Below are 14,828 nucleotides of genomic sequence, written 5' to 3'. Positions count from 1 at the left end.
GTCAGTTCCACCTTCCGGTCATAATCTCGTCAACGAACACGGTGTTCCCGTAGGCGGCCTCCTCGGTGAAGACCTCAATGCTGGTCATCGCGTCCGAGCCCTTGTAGGGCGCGCTGGCCCCGTGCTGCAGGTAGCTGTTGTGCCGGTACCAGCACGGACGGTCGGATTCGCCGGCTGCTGCTTTGCCGCCGTCCACGGCCTCGGCCTTACGGCGCACGGTTACTTCTACCCCACCGGTTCCGTTCAGCCAGCGGAGCTCACGTGCCAGAAGCGACTCGTCGCTGCTGGTTTCCACAGACCACAGGCGCAGTTCATAGACTGTGTCAGGGTCAACCTCTTTCCCGTCGGTGTTTCGGAGCCGTGCAGTCCCAGCTTCGCCATATATCTCGCGCAGCGCACAAGCGCCCGCGGTCGTGTACGCGACGCCCTGCCACCTGCCTGTGGTTGCCTCCGCCAGCACGCTGGCGAGAGTGCCGTCGCCGCACGACGTGTCCGTGAGCATTCCGCGTTGCAACGGCGCGTCGTAGCGTTCGGTCTCAGACATGGGCGGCCTCCTCAGTCTTCTTTGCAGCGTTGGGGGTACGGTCGTCGAGGTAGCTCGACCAGCCCTCCCAGCCCTCGCCCGCGTTCGGATTGGCGGCGATGTCGATCTCCCGGAGCTCGGCGAGGATGCCGCGCGCGAGGGACTCGGAGTCGTCGGCCTTGGCGGTCAGGCTCCACCCGGGAATGAGTGAGTTGCCCGTTTCTACCCGCACCGCGGATACGCTCACTTGTCCCATCCCGCGAGTACCGCGGCTGCCCAGGGGCAGCGTGCCGGTACTCAGCTCAGCGATGACCAGGCCCAGTAGGCACCATGCCGCCTTCCGGCGGTCATCGCTACCTGGCAGGGCATCGGCATCGAGCTCAAGCACGATGTCATTCCACTTGGCGTTGTCGTACACCATCTCGCTGTACAGCGCGCCCTCCGCGACGCCGCCGGTCCAACGGTCCCCGGCGTTGTGCGTCACCTTGCGTCCGGTGCCGTCGCTTGAGGCAACGGTGTCCAGCACCGTCAGTGCGCCGCGGTGCTTGGTTGAACCGAACAGGTCGCGCACCAGGGTCGGGTCGTGAGCCAACTGCTTGTGGACGTCCCAGTTCTGCCAGTTCGACATCTGATCCGGTCGCCTCGCAGCCAGCACCGTGCGAGCGATGCGCGATGCGCGCGATCGCAGCGCTCCGCGTACCGAGGACCCGGGCAGCACCAGCGGGTCTGTTTCTCCCGGTCCCGAGCGGAGCGGATTGGTTGGTACCGTTTCGTTGCCATTGTTCTGTTGTTCGTTTCCGTCATCCTCGGACGGCGTCTCAGCCACAAGGATGCCAGTGGGGCTGTCCCAGGTGATGGTGATTCTGGTCAGGCCGGACGCGGCTATATTCGCCGGCTCGAGCGGACTGCGCTGCTTATCCGACGTCGCAAGCCAGTCCAACAGGTCATTCTTGCTCGCCAGGGGAGTCTTCACCAGGGTCCACGGCCTGCCCAATGTAGGCGGCCCCGATGTACTCGACTTCGCCTCATCCAGTCGCACCCGGCCCCAGCCGGCACTCCTGCGCCCGCCGAAGGCTATGCGCTCCTGCGCGAACAGGGCGACGATGAGCGCGAACAGTCGCTCCACAGTGGCTTCCGGGTCCTTCAACTTGTGCGCGCTCTCGGATGGAGCATTGCCGGTTGACGCGCTCGGGTCCCCCGCGCCGTCCAGCGTGCCGACCTGTGCGGTGATCACCAGCTCCAGGGACTTGCCCGCCGGCACATACTCGTGCTGGAACAGGGCCGTATCCCCTGCCGTGCCCCAGTAACGGTCGACGGCGATGCCGGTGCGGGTGATCAGCGGGTCTTTCGCGGCCTGGTCCTTCTTCGGTTTGCGCTCGCGCTCAGCCACCTTGTTCAAGTCGATGGAGCGGAAGGTCAGTGCACCTGCCCGGTTGTCTTCGGCCAGTCCCTGAAGGAAATCGAGATCGGCAAGCGTGAGCCCGGCGTCGCCGTGATCCTTCACGTACCTGCGGCACGCCGCCCACACTGCGCCCTTGACCGAGCGGCCGGTGATGATCGGATGTCCGTGCCCGTCGCGGACGAAGCGCCGCGGCACGGACTTGCGCTCCTCCTTTGAGCGGGTGCGATCGACGAACTCGTCGATCCCGCCCGAGTGCAGCGGTGAAGCCGTCCGCAGCCGAATCGTCAGTTCGTAGCGGGTGATGCTCATGCCCGTTCCTCCTCATGGCCGCCGGAGGTGCTCTCCACGGCACGTTCCTCCGGCTCTGGCCGCATGCAGCTCAGGAAGTCCGCTTGGTGCAGCTCCTTCAAGTGGATCTGCTCTTTCTTCAGCATCCAGTGGTTGACGACGAACCGCCCATACCCCTGCGCGGTCAACTCGCCGACACCGGTGACAGACAGCTCGGCCAGCCGTCGGAGAACCGCCGTGGAGTCCGCACCATCCGCGGCCACAACCCGCAGCACCGAACCGGCGGAGATGACGGTGCGGGTCGCGCGCGGCTGATGCTCGGCGGCCGACCATGAGTCCACGCGCTTGTGCCGGACTCCGGCGGTGAATGCACCCTCCGGAGGCGATGCCGAGGCCCCCTGCTCGTCGTGCTCTCCCGCCGGCACAACGGGGGCGCCGGCGCGCTTGAAGGCCTGTAGGAGGTCCTCGATACTGCCTCCGGGGCCGAGCCGGGGCGAACGCACCAGCACATCGGAGGTGAACCAGAGTGTGCATGCGGGGTCTTCGCCTGGCAGGGCCGGGTCTGCTGCCGTGAATGCCGACAGTTTGCACTGCGCGCGCCCGTAGGTTCCGCTCAGGCGCCGCGACCCCAGCCGCGCCTCGACCTCGTGGGGGAATACCACAGCCAGCAGCGGCCCGATCCGGTCGAGAAGCCTCTCCGAGACGGTCACGGTGGCGCGCATGCGCAGTCCCGCGGGCAGGGCCCTGACCAGGAACAGTTGGCCGCTGCGCGCGCCGCCGGTGTCCGGATCATGCGCGGTGGACTGCCTGCCCACCAGGGCCGGCGCTCCGATGCCTCCGACGACGCCGCCGGAGCCGTCCGGGCCAGTATCCGGGACGAACACGTAGCCGGCGCGCAGCGGCTTGTGCACATCCTCCGGCTCGCCCGCGAGCAGTCGGTTCGTGGCGGTCATTTCCGTGGGGGATGCGGGCTGTGTGCCGTCATCGTTCGGCACCCCGGACTGTGGTGGGTTCTTCGGGCGGGACAGGACCAGCGGAACCGGCATGCCCTGCCAGGCGGCGCCGTCGTCGTTGCGGATGACGGCGGTGGCGTCGGAAACCAGCAGGTCACCGGCGACGACGGCATCACGCACCAACTGGTCATCGCCCGCAACTGCCCGCAGGCGCCGGTGCACCCACGGCAGCAGCACGGTGCCGCGCAGGAAGTCCAGGGACCGCACCTCGTTGGACAGGGGCACCTCGTAGGACACCACCGGGGTCAGCAGGCGGATGTCGAGAGTGGCTGTGAAGAAGCGGCTGGCGCCAGTCGTCTTTTCGCCGGACTCCGGCGTGTGAGCGATCTCCGGAGCCCGCGCCTGGCCCTCGGCCTCAGGAATGGTGGGTACTTCCTTACGAGCATCCAGCTGGCTGCGGCACCACTTCTTGACCGTCTCGACGGTCGGCTGTCCGGCGGACGAGTCGGCCTTGGGCGGATCGCCGATGAGGATGTCGCAGACGCCGTCGCCGTCGGAGCGGTTCGAACCGATGCCTCGCACCAGCAGCCCGGCCAGGCTCAGGATCAGGCGCGCCGCCTCCACCTGGTCGTCCTTCCAGACCAGTGGGCGCCCCCGCGGATCGAAGTCCGCGAGCACGGCCTCGCCCTCAAGTTCGCCGGCGGCGGCCCGCTCGAAGAAACGGAGGAAGTCCTGCTTGGCGGTGCCCGTATCCTCGTCGATCGAGAGCGACACCACCTCATGGACGGCCCCGTCCGGAGTGGCGTCGTCGGGTAGCCGGGCGTCGGTGAAGCCGACCAGGCGCGGATGCTCAGCATCACCGAATAGTTTGGTGACGAAGGCGCGCCAGGTGGGGGGATCGTCGGAGGCCGCGTCGGAATCGCCCGCCGCATCCCGATCGAGGGCGCCGGCCACCACGAAGGCCTGCTCGCGAATCACGCCGGCCAGGACGGTGCCGCGCACGATCGGCAGGCCCCGCTCGTCCTTCTCGACGACGGCGTCGACGCCGCCCGCGATTCCGGCGCCGGTGGATACTCCCCAATCGGATTCGAAGACCACACGCAGCGGGAAACTGACGGGTGAGTGGTGAATCGGGGGAGTGCTCGTGGTGCTCATGCGCGGGCCTCCTCGGACTGCTGGCTGGCGGATGATGGGGCGTGGCTCGATGGCTTACGCAGTTGCTCGCCGAGGTAGCTTTCGGGCAGCAGGTCGGACAGCTCCAGCAGATCGAACAGACCCGTGATTCCGCCGATCGCCTCGACGTTGCTCCCCAGGCTGTCTTCGGCGGCGCGCCATTCGCTCTCGGCATGAACCATGATCGTCTTCCGCGTAGCGGTGTCGCCCCTGAGTTGAGCTTGGGCTGCGTCGGACAGGTACCTGCGGATGCGCGCGGCTCTGGTCCGGGGGAAGCGGGTCTCGCCGGTCTCCTCGTCCTCCTCGGTGAGCCGGTTGAACTTGTCCACCCGTTCGCACACCTCCACCCAGTCCGGGTGCTGCGCCGCCGAGGTTCCCGCCGGCCGGGCCGGGTCGGGGTTCAGCAGGAAGGGGCGGCCGGTGAAGCTCTTGTAAGCACTGAGGACTTCGTCGGCGTCAAGGACGGTCGTGTCGAAAAGGACGTGGTAGGTCAGGGTGGAGATTGCGGGAACCTGCGCCTTGCCCACCCGCTTGGCCGACTCAACCAGCCGTTCGGCCAGGTCGTAGGCGATGTGGAAGGGGAAGTTGCGGCGGACCACGGCCACGCCCGCGGCCGCTGTCATGGGGCCGACGCCGTCCGCACCCCCGAGATACTTCAGCAGCGGATCTGATTCCGTATTGGCTTCATAATGAGTCAGGTACGACTCGGCGAAGGGGAGCGCATAGTCGCCGTCGGTGATTACGGTGACGTCGTCGCCGCCGAGGATCACCGGTACCACGGGCACGACTGTGCGGGACCTCGCCTGGCCGCTCTCATCCCGAGGAGGAGAACCCTTCTCCTCCGCCAGCAGCGCGGTGTCGCGCCAGGCGCTGGTGAAGGCCCATTTGACCGCTCCCTCCAGACGCCGGTTCACTTCCAGGAGGAAGCAGCGCAGCGTATCGTCGCCGTCCGTGACCGCGGCGGGAGCGACCTCGCGCACGCGCTCCAGCGCACCCTCAAGATCCCGCATGATGGCGCCGACGCCGTTGCCGTCAATATGGATCACCGCGACTTTGGACAAGGCCCGGGGGTCGTCGTCGTTCTCCGGCTGCAGCAGGTTCTCCAGCTCCGTGGGGTTAGCCGCGAGATCGTAGCTATCCTTAGGCAGCTCCTCGGTCTCTACGCTTTCAACCAGGTATTCGCGGTGCATGCTCGCCTTGTGCCTCGCGACCCTGGAGCGCAGGGAGTACAAGGCCAGCCTGTTCTTGTCCTTTTTGTCCTCGTCACGGACGCCGGCCAGAGGTGGCGCCGCCGGCAGTGAGGAGTCTCCCGCCCGCTCGAGGAATGGCATCTGGGAGAAGCGGGCGCTTGCCGGCGGCCTGCTCAGTGCGTAGGCGGCGGCCTCCCGGTGGACCGCCTTCAGGTCGGAGGCGGTGACGTGCTCGCCGGCCATCGGAACGAAAACCCCAGACACGTCGATTCCCGGCGCCTCCACCAGTGCGCGGCGAGTGACGCGGCCGATCAACTCGCGCGCCTGCTCGGGGGTGTCGGTCATGAGGATGACCTTGCCCGAGGAGCGGGAGACCCAAGGAGCGTCCTCGCCGTAGTCGGGATGCTGCCCGTGCCAGTCGTCATAGATGCTGTTGCCGGTAGTGCCGGGCTGCTTCAACGCGTCTTCCGCCCAGTCTTCCAGCAGGGTCAGTTGGTATGACGCCCCGATGTTCTCCCGCAGGCGCGGGGAGGAGAAGATGTAGTTCTGGTTCCCGTGGGTCTCGATCATGACGAGGTGCATGGGGATCCTCTCGGGGTGGGACGGGGTGGGACGGGGGCGGATGCCAGGACGCGTGTAGTCTGCCACGTCGACGTGAGTAGCAACACGGTTTTGGGTGAGGAGTCTCAGACCCGATAGTTCATCCTCCGTTCGGCTGACGGAACGCAGCGGTCGGGTGCAGACTCGGGGAGGCTGCGCCCTGCCCTGCCCGCGGCGGTGCGCCCAGCACCAATGCGACCCCACCACACGGTCAGAGAGGACCTGACATGACTCTGCTTGTTCATATCGTTGGTGAAGGCGACCTTGGTAGCGACATCCTGAAGCTCAAGGGGGAACAGCGCAAACAGGCCAGGCATGCCGGTGTCACAGCGCTGCGGACGGCCGCCGTGGGAGGTACTGCCAGCACCCCGGCCGAGGCTGTGGGCCTCCTGCTCGACGGCGCGGCGTCCCGAGACCACAAGAGCCGGTTCGCACGGACTCCATTGGCCCTGGAACTGGGGGCGATCCAGGCCGAGTGCCGTAGTGGGCAGGTCCATGTGCTGTTGTTGGGTAGTAACTCCGGCGATGGCGCCACGGCCGACATCGCCGAGGCCCTTGCTGCGCTGCTGGCGTGTGACGAAGTAAGAGCGGTACTGCACGAACAGTACGGGCTGGAAGTGACAGCGGAACTCCGCGCCGACGGTAACTTGAACGAGCAGGTCGGCCGTGGCGATCTCAGCAGCTGGGTCGAGTCGGCATACGGCACTGCTGCGGACCGCCCCGTGGTGGTGTCCATGATCGGCGGGGCCACCATGATGTGCCTGAGCGCCATGGGCGTGGTGGACCAGCTCGGCTACGACTGGCGCCTGGCGGTCGCCGGTAGTCCCGACGACGACGCGGCGCGCCTGGTCCGCCGCGGTCACCACGGCGATGCCCCCTTCTACTGGTTGCGCGCCTTGGGCTACCTGGAACAAGCCGCTGCCTGGGCTCAGGAACATGACCGCGAGGAGTTGATCGACGGCGAACATTCCCGTCTGCAGGGCGATATCGACGCCGTGTTCGGATCCGCCGGGCGGGACGATGTCTCGTCATCAGTCACCGATGAGCAGCTTGCTTCATTGGTGGCGGTGGAGATGGCCCGGGCGGATAACGGCGCCGGCCTGGCCGTGCGCGCCTGGGTGGAGAAGCACTATGAGGCCCTGTTGGCCGAGGAGAACGCCGACCGAGGCCAGGATGATCAGATCAGCAGCGTGTTCAAGCGCTTGCCGGGCAAGGAGCTCGGCAAGGTGCTGGGCGTGGTCCGCGATGAGCAGCTGGACCAGGACTCCACCTCGGCCGCGTGGTTTCTCAAAACAGGTGATCGCCTGAGACCGGTTGGCAACCGCGCCGTCCACGATGCCGCGGCGCCGACGGCGTCCGAGCTGGATACAATTAAGAACGTTCCTGAACTGTGGAGGCGAGTACCCTCCTGGATGCACTGGCCGGGGCGGGGGCGAGTCCTGTACATCTGCGGCATTGGCGCCGGCTACCGGCCGCCGTCGGTCATTGAACGCGTCATGGAGGCCGGGCCGGATCAGGAGTTCAGGCGCGCCGTTCCCGGGGGCATGCTGGAAGGCGGGGGCGTCGGGGACGTTGATTTCCTCCTGTTGCACTCGGTGGACCCAAAATCGGTGACCGCTGCGGAGCATACCCGTGAGATGGCGTCGAAGACCGAGGGGAGCACGGCAGTTGCAGAAGTGAGTGTCAAGAACTATGGGGGAGCGAAGGCGGAGGACTTCATGCCGGTTGATGCTCTGGCGGAGAGCGTCGCCGATATTGTCCGCGAGGCGCTGGACGCCAAAGCGCCCTGCGCCGTCGCAATCGTGGGATCGGGCCCCAAGGGTGTCGCGCTCGGCGCCTTGACGGCCGCCCAGGCCTGGTGCGCCCACCGGGCGGTGCCGCTTTTCGTGGAGACGTCGGTCCAATCGGGGCGAAACATCACGCGTTCGGGGATGCAGTTCCACCGCATCGCCCTGCACAACGACGCCGAGGCAGCGCTGCGCGCCGCCGCTGCGGCGAGCCTGTCCAGCCTGAACCTGCTCAGCGCCGTGCGGGTGCTCGCCGCCGGTGATCGGGACATGGACGTGCAGGCGCAGGAATGCGACGAGCTGCGTGAGGAGTACCTGGAGGCGGTCAACGCCAAGGATCCCGACGCCCACGCAGGCGTGCTGCTATCGGTGATGAAGACGGTCCTCAAGCGGTGCCAGGGAGCTGTGGGGGACGTTGACCCGCGCCTGGTGGTCGTGGTTGCCGAGGCGGTCAACTTCCCGCGACGGGGCAAGAACGCGGCCGAGACCCTGTTCCGGGAGCGCTATGCCTGGCAGGGAAAAGAGAACAGTTATTCGGCGGAATGGAGCGGAATAGATGCTTGCGGACGCGGAGACCTGCTCCGGCTCCTCTACGAGGTCAGGAACGAGGTGCGTCTGACTCACGGCGACAGCTCGGTCGATGAGGCGGTGCGGGAGGTGATGCGCAACAGGTTCATCCGGACCAGCGATGACTTCGGCTATGCGGACCTGCTCGAGCACGCCATAGACTCCGTGAAGGGCGGCAGTGAGAAACTGGGCATCGCTGTTGATGGCTCCTGGGCCAACCGGTTCCAGGCGCTGCTGGAGTGGGCAGGAGAGCGCTGATGACGCCGACAACGCCCGTCAGACTGGTCAACCTCACCCCGCACGAGGTGATCCTGCACCTTGAGGGCGGGCCGCTGCGGCTGCCGGGTGCCGACGTCGTGCCCCGGCTGCTGCTGTCCGAGGGGCGGCAGGAGACCCTCACCGTCTACGACCCCGAGCATCCCGGCGAGGCGGCCGGCGCGCGGGAGGTGCCGATCGCCGTCGGCGCCACCTGGCTCGGGATCGACCCGCCTCTGCCCGAGCCGCGCCCGGGCACCGTCTACGTCACCAGCCGCGTGGTGGCCGAGCACTTCCCCGAGCGTGTCGACCTGGTCTGGCCCGATGACCTGATTCGCGACGCCGACGGGCAGGTGGTCGGCGCACGCCGCCTGGGCTGCCTGCCGCGCGGGGCCGACGACGGCGCGCCGGGCGATCTGGACGAGCGTCGTCGAGCCGAGGGGGAGCGATGACCGAGGGCGCGGAACGGCCGGAACCGGAGCGGCCAGGACCCGAACGGCCAGAACCAGAGAACTCGGACTCGGAGCAGTCGAACTTACGGCAGCAGTGCCCGCAGTCGGGGCGCACGGAGCCGCCGCGCACCGGCTTCATCCACCTGAAGGACCCCGACGAGATGCGCGTGGTCCTGGTGTGGGAGCTGGAGGTTCATCGTGGCTGGAACCAGGCCTTCGGGAACTGGGACGCCAAGGCCTTGAGCTTCCGAGCGCGGGACCGCAGCGGCATCATGCGGCAGGCCTACCGGGGCATGCGGGCCGCCTACTTCCACCCGGAGGTGGCCGAACGGCTGCTGGGCGGTGGCAGAGGCTGCAAGAACCAGCCGCTCGGGGCGGACAACCGCCGCTCCCTGCAACTGAAGAAGCTGGTCGATCACCGCGACAAGAATGACAAACGGGTGCTGCGCATCGGCGCTCTGGAGGTGTTGCGCGTATCGAATGGCGAGGGGCCGGGGACGGCGATCCTGGCGGTGCACGCCGTCGTCCCGCGGACGGAGACCGAGCTGCTGCCCGGTGAGCCGGTGGATGACGAGCAGTCGGATGGCGAAGGGGCCAAGGCCGCCCAGCCGGACGACGACCAGGCGGATGAGAGCTCACAAGAACCGGCCGACCAACGTTCCTACGAGCGCTTCTACGACGCCGTCCGCCACCCGAGCCGGATCACAGCCATTTGCGAGACGATCAACGAGCTGCTGGCGCGTCCCGACGTGTGCGGTCCGGCGCAGGTGACGCTGGCGGCGGAGCGCACCGAGCGGAAGTCCTGGTTCTCCGCCCCGCTGTTCACTCTGACCTGGGTGCCCCGGCGGCTCAGCCGGCGGTGGATTCCAGAACCCGGGGAGATACCCTGGACGCTCGGTCGTCGGGTGGAGGTGCCGGTAGGCTCCGAGCCGCTCGAAGACCTGCGCCGGGCGGTGGCCGGAACGACGCCGAGTGTGAGGCTGCCGCTGGCGGTGCTCACGGCGGCGGGCTGGCAGTGGGGGAGCCTGCCGTCGCCCACGGGCTTCGAACTGGGGGAGGAGCGCTACGCCCGGGCGAAGCAGAACATTCACGTGCTCTCGCAGAGCTGGGCGGTGAGCGTGTGGGAGCACGGTGCCGCCTACCTGCCGCGCCAGGACGACGGCTTCCTACTGGAGGCCATGCTCAAGATGTGCTCCACCGACCTGGATGTGTACCTGCTGGTGGTTCTGGATAGGCTGCGCGTGCGCGCCCTGTCCCAGGATCTGGCGGACACCGCCCAGGAACTGCGGGACGCAACCAGGATGATCAGCCGGGGAGACGACCCGGATGTGGTCACCGCGTGCCTCGATCCGGTTATCACCAGGGCAATCAGCCTCGACGGGGACGCCGTCGCCTTTCTCGCCTCAGAATGGTGGACCGACGTCACCCGGCACCGACAGGCCGACATGGTGCTGGCCTGGATGCAGCAGGCGGGAGGTCTGGACCGGGCGGTCGAGCAGACCGTGCAGCAGGCGCGCCTGCTGCAGGAGAGCGTGCAGACCCTGATCGAGCGGCAGGAGCACGTCGCCGACAAGGAGCGGCAGGAGCGCGACCGTAGGCGGGAGAAGCTGGAGCGCGAGCGGCAGGAGTCCGCCCGCGCCATGGAGTGGGCCGTGGGCATCCTCGCCTTTGTGGGCCTGCCGTTGTCGATCCTGCTGGAGATCTGGATCAATTGGGATACGGCGGGCGCGGGCGAGCGCAGCGGGCTGTGGCGGCTTTGGATCGTCGGGGTGATCGGCATTGCGGTCATTGTTGGCCTGCTCCTAGCGGGCATGCTCAAGGTAATGCTCTGGCTACGGCGCAAGCATGAACAGAGGCGGCGGTCCAAACATGTTGCAGGCGGTAATGGGGCGATCGAAAGAATGAAGGCCGCGGGCGGCCGTCGCTTGGGAAGGGACCGATGATCACCATCATTCACCCGGTCGGCCAGGGAGACCTCGGTAATGACATCGTGAAGCTCCGTCCTGAGGAGCGCCTGATAGTCCAGGACGTCAAGCTGAGGCGACTGCGGCAGCAGCTCGATGAGGCCGACGCCGACGTTCTGCGCGACCGACTGCTGAATACGCCCCCGGGTGAGCGCGGGCGCCCGGGTCGCTTCGCACACACCCCGCTGGCGCTGGTGCTGGAGGCGCTGCGCGGCGCGAACGCCGTCGTGCGCGTGATCCTGCTGGGCACGGCCAATGGTCGCGCGGGCACCGAGACCGACGCCGTCGCGACGCTGCTGGAGGATGCCTGCAACTACCCGGACGTGAAGGCCGGGCTGGAGGAGCACTTCGGGTTTCCGCTGGTGGTCGAGGCTTACGCGAACGGGGATCTGCGTGAGCAGAAGTGCATCGACGAGCTGCGCCGGTGGCTGGACGGCGATGCGGGGATCGCGGACGGTGAGGTCATCGTCTCCGGTATCGCAGGGGCGACCGCCGTTGTGTTCGCGGCCATGGGGCTGGCGGACCAGATGGGCCTGAAGTGGAGGCTCGCGGTCGCCCCGGAGGAGGGCGGGGACCGGGCCATGTTCCTGGACCGCAGCCCGAACCGGGCGGCTCCGTTCTACTGGCTGCGCTCACTGGGCTATACCCTGCAGGCTACGGAATGGGCCGCGAGCGAGGGGGCGGCGTTGCCCATTTCGGAGGAGGCACTGGAGGAGACGGCGCGGCTCACCGCCACCCTGGATCGTGTTCGAGACGGGCAGGACAGGGGGGGGCGGGGGCGCTCGCGGTGCTCGCGGCCACCGATATGGCGCGCGCCGACCACGGAGCCGGCCTGGCACTGCGGGCCTGGGTGGAGCGACGTTACTGGGAGCTGTGCAAGGAGGAGAAGCGGCGCATCGAGCAGCGGGGAGGGCAGGCGTGGCCGCCGCTGCCATTCGTGGACAGCAGGGGCAAGCCGAAGATGCTGGGGCCGGTCATTGGCGAAGCTGAGTATCAACTCGCTTGCCTTGGAGATGCCTGCCCGGGCTCGACGGCGTGGCTGGCCTCCGCCGGATCGCTCAACACGATTGGAGCGAGTACGGTTCATGACGGTCAGGCCCCGCGCAGTGGGGATTGGGGCCGCATTGAGTCCGAGCCTGCGCTCATGAACCGACTGCCGAAGTGGGTGCCGCGGCCGGGCCGACGCCCTGTTCTTTACGTATTCAATTGCGGGGTCAGCCTGATGTCTCCCACGGTGCCGGAGCGCGTGCTGGGTGGGTGTGCGCCTGCGGAACTGCGGCGGGCAGTTCCCGGAGCGTTGCTTGACGGCGCCGGGCGGTTGCCGGTCGAGTTCGCGATCCTGCACTCCACGCATCCCGACTCCAAGAGAGCGGCCGAACTCAACGCGCAGACCGTGATCATCGACGGCGATGGCGAGCACTGGCTGCCGCGCAAGAATGCGTATGAACTCGTGGGCTGCGGGGACCGTGACGGTGATGGTAAGCCCGTTGACCCCATGAGGTCCGCGCGCGAGTGCCTTCGCGAAGTGCTGGCCAGGCGGTTGCCGAGCGCGGTGGTGATCGTTGGGACCGGGCAGAAGCCCGCCGTCTATGGCGCGCTTGAGGCGGCCCAGCAGTGGTGTGCCGTGAACGCCGTGCCGCTGTTCGTCCAGACCTTCGTCGACAAGGGCCGGGGCATCAAGGAGCCGGCCTCCCAGTTTCACCGGATCGCCCTGTGCAACGACGCCGAGGAGGCCTTGAGGCGTGCCGCCGCCATCAGCCTGCGCAGCCTCAACCTGCTCAGCGCTTTGCGGGTGCTGGCCGCAGGAGACCGAGACATGGACGAGCTCGCCGGGCGTTGCGAGGAACTGCGTCAAGAATACGTGCAGGCACGTAAGGCGGAAAGGCTCGATGACCATGCAGGGGTGATTGTGGACGTGCTGCGCACGGTGCGTGTCCTACTTGACGGAGCGGACTGGCTGACACAGGCGCGGCTGGTGGTGGCGGCGGCAGAGGCTGTGCACGCGCGGCGCCTTGCTAAGAGGGGTCAGAGTCTGCTTCAGGAGCCCGACACGCTATTGAATAGGGAAAAGGTAATCGAGCGGAGGAACGCGGGCACAAAAGCTGCGTTGGCCTGCCTGAGGCGCGGGGATCTACTGCGTCTTCCCTACGAGGTGCGCGACCGGCTGGTGATTACCCACGGAAAGTCGACCGTCCAGGAGGCGCTGGATCGCGCTTTGGATGATCTGCGGGTGGACGCTCCCGAGGGATTAACCTTCGCAGAGTTGCTGGATGCGCTTATCGCGCGCTTGGAGCGTGACGCCAAGGCGGGGGCGGAAAGCGATGCCAGGAACGAGGAGAAAGACTGCGGCAAGAGTCAAGACAAGTTCGGCGCGCTGGGGCTCAGCGCGTCCTGGTTCTCCAGGTTCGCGCAGTTGCTGCGGGAGATTGAGGGATGATCGTAGGCGTGGGACGTCCGTGCGGTGTTGCTGGGAGCAGGCGCGGGCGAGCGGTTCCTCCGGGGCGTGGCGTCGACCCCGAAGGGCGTGTGTCGCGTGTGACAGCTGGTGTCTGTGAGGCGTGCGTATCTGGTGTGGCGTGCGCCGGGAGGTCACAATTCGGTCTACGGTACAAAGATTGGTACGTTTGGACCCCGACTTTTCCGCATGACTTCGTTGAAAGTTGGTGGCTGGAGGGGTCTGGAGGGGCGTCGGTGGCGCTTGGCTTGTTTCCAACGAAAGGTGGTAGTTTTGGGGTGGTGTCAGTCGGTCCCGTGGGGTGCTTGTGGGGTCGGTGGCGATCTCGCCTCTGGAAGTGGCGGAACGGCGCGGTTTCCAGGGGTAGGGGGTCAGGAAGCACCTCGCACCTTCAGGTGCATTAAGACAGGGCATGTTACGAAGTCCACGGGGCGTCACCGCCCCGTCAGGAAGCACCTCGCACCTTCAGGTGCATTAAGACGTAGGTGGTAGCGTAGTAGCCAGCATCGAAGTACTGGGTCAGGAAGCACCTCGCACCTTCAGGTGCATTAAGACTGTAGTCCACCGGTTATGGTAGGCCCCAAACGCCAGTCAGGAAGCACCTCGCACCTTCAGGTGCATTAAGACGACGACGCTAGGGTTGCTCTTATCGGTCAACACGAGTCAGGAAGCACCTCGCACCTTCAGGTGCATTAAGACCGTCGACTTCCTCCGCCTCGGTGCCGGTCTCGGTGTCAGGAAGCACCTCGCACCTTCAGGTGCATTAAGACTTGCGGGCAGCCGCCTTAGCCACCCGGTCTTCTCGGGTCAGGAAGCACCTCGCACCTTCAGGTGCATTAAGACGTGCCGGTCGCGGCGGTGTTAAAGGGCGATAGCCCGTCAGGAAGCACCTCGCACCTTCAGGTGCATTAAGACTCCTCCCACTCACCAGTAGCCCGCTCGCGGTATGCGGTCAGGAAGCACCTCGCACCTTCAGGTGCATTAAGACTATTAATTTTCTGTTACGCATCGTCGCCCCCTTGGGGGTCAGGAAGCACCTCGCACCTTCAGGTGCATTAAGACGGATACAATGAAGACGAAGACGCACGCGGTTAGCACGTCAGGAAGCACCTCGCACCTTCAGGTGCGTTAAGACGCGTTGGTGACGCCGTCGAGCTGCCCGCGGTAAATCGTCAGGAAGCACCTCGCACCTTCAGGTGCATTAAGACTCCCAGCACGG

9 protein-coding genes and 1 CRISPR repeat array (1 of these 10 cut by a window edge) are annotated in these 14,828 nt (G+C 66.8%); of the genes, 5 read left to right on the top strand and 4 right to left on the bottom strand.

Features of this window, described 5'->3' with window-relative positions:
• Position 1: 1 nt before the first annotated feature.
• Genes E4J16_RS12685 through E4J16_RS12670 form a run of 4 tightly spaced genes read right to left on the bottom strand, consistent with a single transcriptional unit; the run spans position 2 to position 6,111 of the window.
• On the bottom strand, positions 2-544 hold the full coding sequence (locus E4J16_RS12685; protein WP_136314194.1) for a hypothetical protein: 543 nt from the start codon (positions 542-544) through the stop codon (positions 2-4).
• Positions 537-2,234, bottom strand: coding sequence for an RAMP superfamily CRISPR-associated protein (locus E4J16_RS12680; RefSeq protein ID WP_136192676.1), 1,698 nt, complete (start codon positions 2,232-2,234; stop codon positions 537-539). Before E4J16_RS12680 ends, E4J16_RS12685 begins: the two co-directional genes overlap by 8 nt.
• The gene (locus tag E4J16_RS12675) at positions 2,231-4,321 is read right to left on the bottom strand and encodes an RAMP superfamily CRISPR-associated protein (protein ID WP_136314193.1); all 2,091 of its coding nucleotides are present in this window, start codon (positions 4,319-4,321) and stop codon (positions 2,231-2,233) included. The genes E4J16_RS12680 and E4J16_RS12675 overlap by 4 nt, the downstream gene beginning before the upstream one ends.
• Positions 4,318-6,111 (bottom strand): hypothetical protein, encoded by a 1,794-nt coding sequence (locus tag E4J16_RS12670; protein WP_136192674.1) that lies wholly within the window; start codon positions 6,109-6,111, stop codon positions 4,318-4,320. Before E4J16_RS12670 ends, E4J16_RS12675 begins: the two co-directional genes overlap by 4 nt.
• 245 nt (positions 6,112-6,356) lie before the next feature.
• Here E4J16_RS12670 and E4J16_RS12665 point away from each other — a divergent pair, with 245 nt between their 5' ends.
• Genes E4J16_RS12665 through E4J16_RS12645 form a run of 5 tightly spaced genes read left to right on the top strand, consistent with a single transcriptional unit; the run spans position 6,357 to position 13,591 of the window.
• Positions 6,357-8,741 (top strand): hypothetical protein, encoded by a 2,385-nt coding sequence (locus E4J16_RS12665; RefSeq protein ID WP_136314192.1) that lies wholly within the window; start codon positions 6,357-6,359, stop codon positions 8,739-8,741.
• On the top strand, positions 8,741-9,190 hold the full coding sequence (locus E4J16_RS12660) for a hypothetical protein (RefSeq protein ID WP_136314191.1): 450 nt from the start codon (positions 8,741-8,743) through the stop codon (positions 9,188-9,190). Before E4J16_RS12665 ends, E4J16_RS12660 begins: the two co-directional genes overlap by 1 nt.
• Positions 9,187-11,133 (top strand): hypothetical protein, encoded by a 1,947-nt coding sequence (locus E4J16_RS12655; protein WP_136314190.1) that lies wholly within the window; start codon positions 9,187-9,189, stop codon positions 11,131-11,133. Before E4J16_RS12660 ends, E4J16_RS12655 begins: the two co-directional genes overlap by 4 nt.
• Positions 11,130-12,302: a hypothetical protein gene (locus E4J16_RS12650; protein WP_136314189.1), complete on the top strand. Its 1,173-nt coding sequence runs from the start codon at positions 11,130-11,132 to the stop codon at positions 12,300-12,302. Before E4J16_RS12655 ends, E4J16_RS12650 begins: the two co-directional genes overlap by 4 nt.
• Positions 12,299-13,591 carry a hypothetical protein gene (locus tag E4J16_RS12645; protein WP_136314188.1) on the top strand — a complete coding sequence of 431 codons (1,293 nt, stop codon included), beginning with the start codon at positions 12,299-12,301 and terminating at the stop codon, positions 13,589-13,591. Before E4J16_RS12650 ends, E4J16_RS12645 begins: the two co-directional genes overlap by 4 nt.
• Positions 13,592-13,979: 388 nt before the next feature.
• A CRISPR array of direct repeats spans positions 13,980-14,828; the repeat unit is 37 nt; unit sequence GTCAGGAAGCACCTCGCACCTTCAGGTGCATTAAGAC; it runs 1,590 nt beyond the window's last position.

It is taken from the genome of Actinomyces procaprae (assembly GCF_004798665.1).
Taxonomy (GTDB): domain Bacteria; phylum Actinomycetota; class Actinomycetes; order Actinomycetales; family Actinomycetaceae; genus Actinomyces; species Actinomyces procaprae.
This window is presented reverse-complemented; position numbering and strand designations above follow the sequence as displayed.

What these genes read in the sequence shown, in the direction of transcription:
- E4J16_RS12685 (WP_136314194.1), bottom strand. Translation starts at nt 544, where the DNA reads ATGTCTGAGACCGAACGCTACGACGCGCCGTTGCAACGCGGAATGCTC.
- E4J16_RS12680 (WP_136192676.1), bottom strand. Translation starts at nt 2,234, where the DNA reads ATGAGCATCACCCGCTACGAACTGACGATTCGGCTGCGGACGGCTTCA.
- E4J16_RS12675 (WP_136314193.1), bottom strand. Translation starts at nt 4,321, where the DNA reads ATGAGCACCACGAGCACTCCCCCGATTCACCACTCACCCGTCAGTTTC.
- E4J16_RS12670 (WP_136192674.1), bottom strand. Translation starts at nt 6,111, where the DNA reads ATGCACCTCGTCATGATCGAGACCCACGGGAACCAGAACTACATCTTC.
- E4J16_RS12665 (WP_136314192.1), top strand. Translation starts at nt 6,357, where the DNA reads ATGACTCTGCTTGTTCATATCGTTGGTGAAGGCGACCTTGGTAGCGAC.
- E4J16_RS12660 (WP_136314191.1), top strand. Translation starts at nt 8,741, where the DNA reads ATGACGCCGACAACGCCCGTCAGACTGGTCAACCTCACCCCGCACGAG.
- E4J16_RS12655 (WP_136314190.1), top strand. Translation starts at nt 9,187, where the DNA reads ATGACCGAGGGCGCGGAACGGCCGGAACCGGAGCGGCCAGGACCCGAA.
- E4J16_RS12650 (WP_136314189.1), top strand. Translation starts at nt 11,130, where the DNA reads ATGATCACCATCATTCACCCGGTCGGCCAGGGAGACCTCGGTAATGAC.
- E4J16_RS12645 (WP_136314188.1), top strand. Translation starts at nt 12,299, where the DNA reads ATGAACCGACTGCCGAAGTGGGTGCCGCGGCCGGGCCGACGCCCTGTT.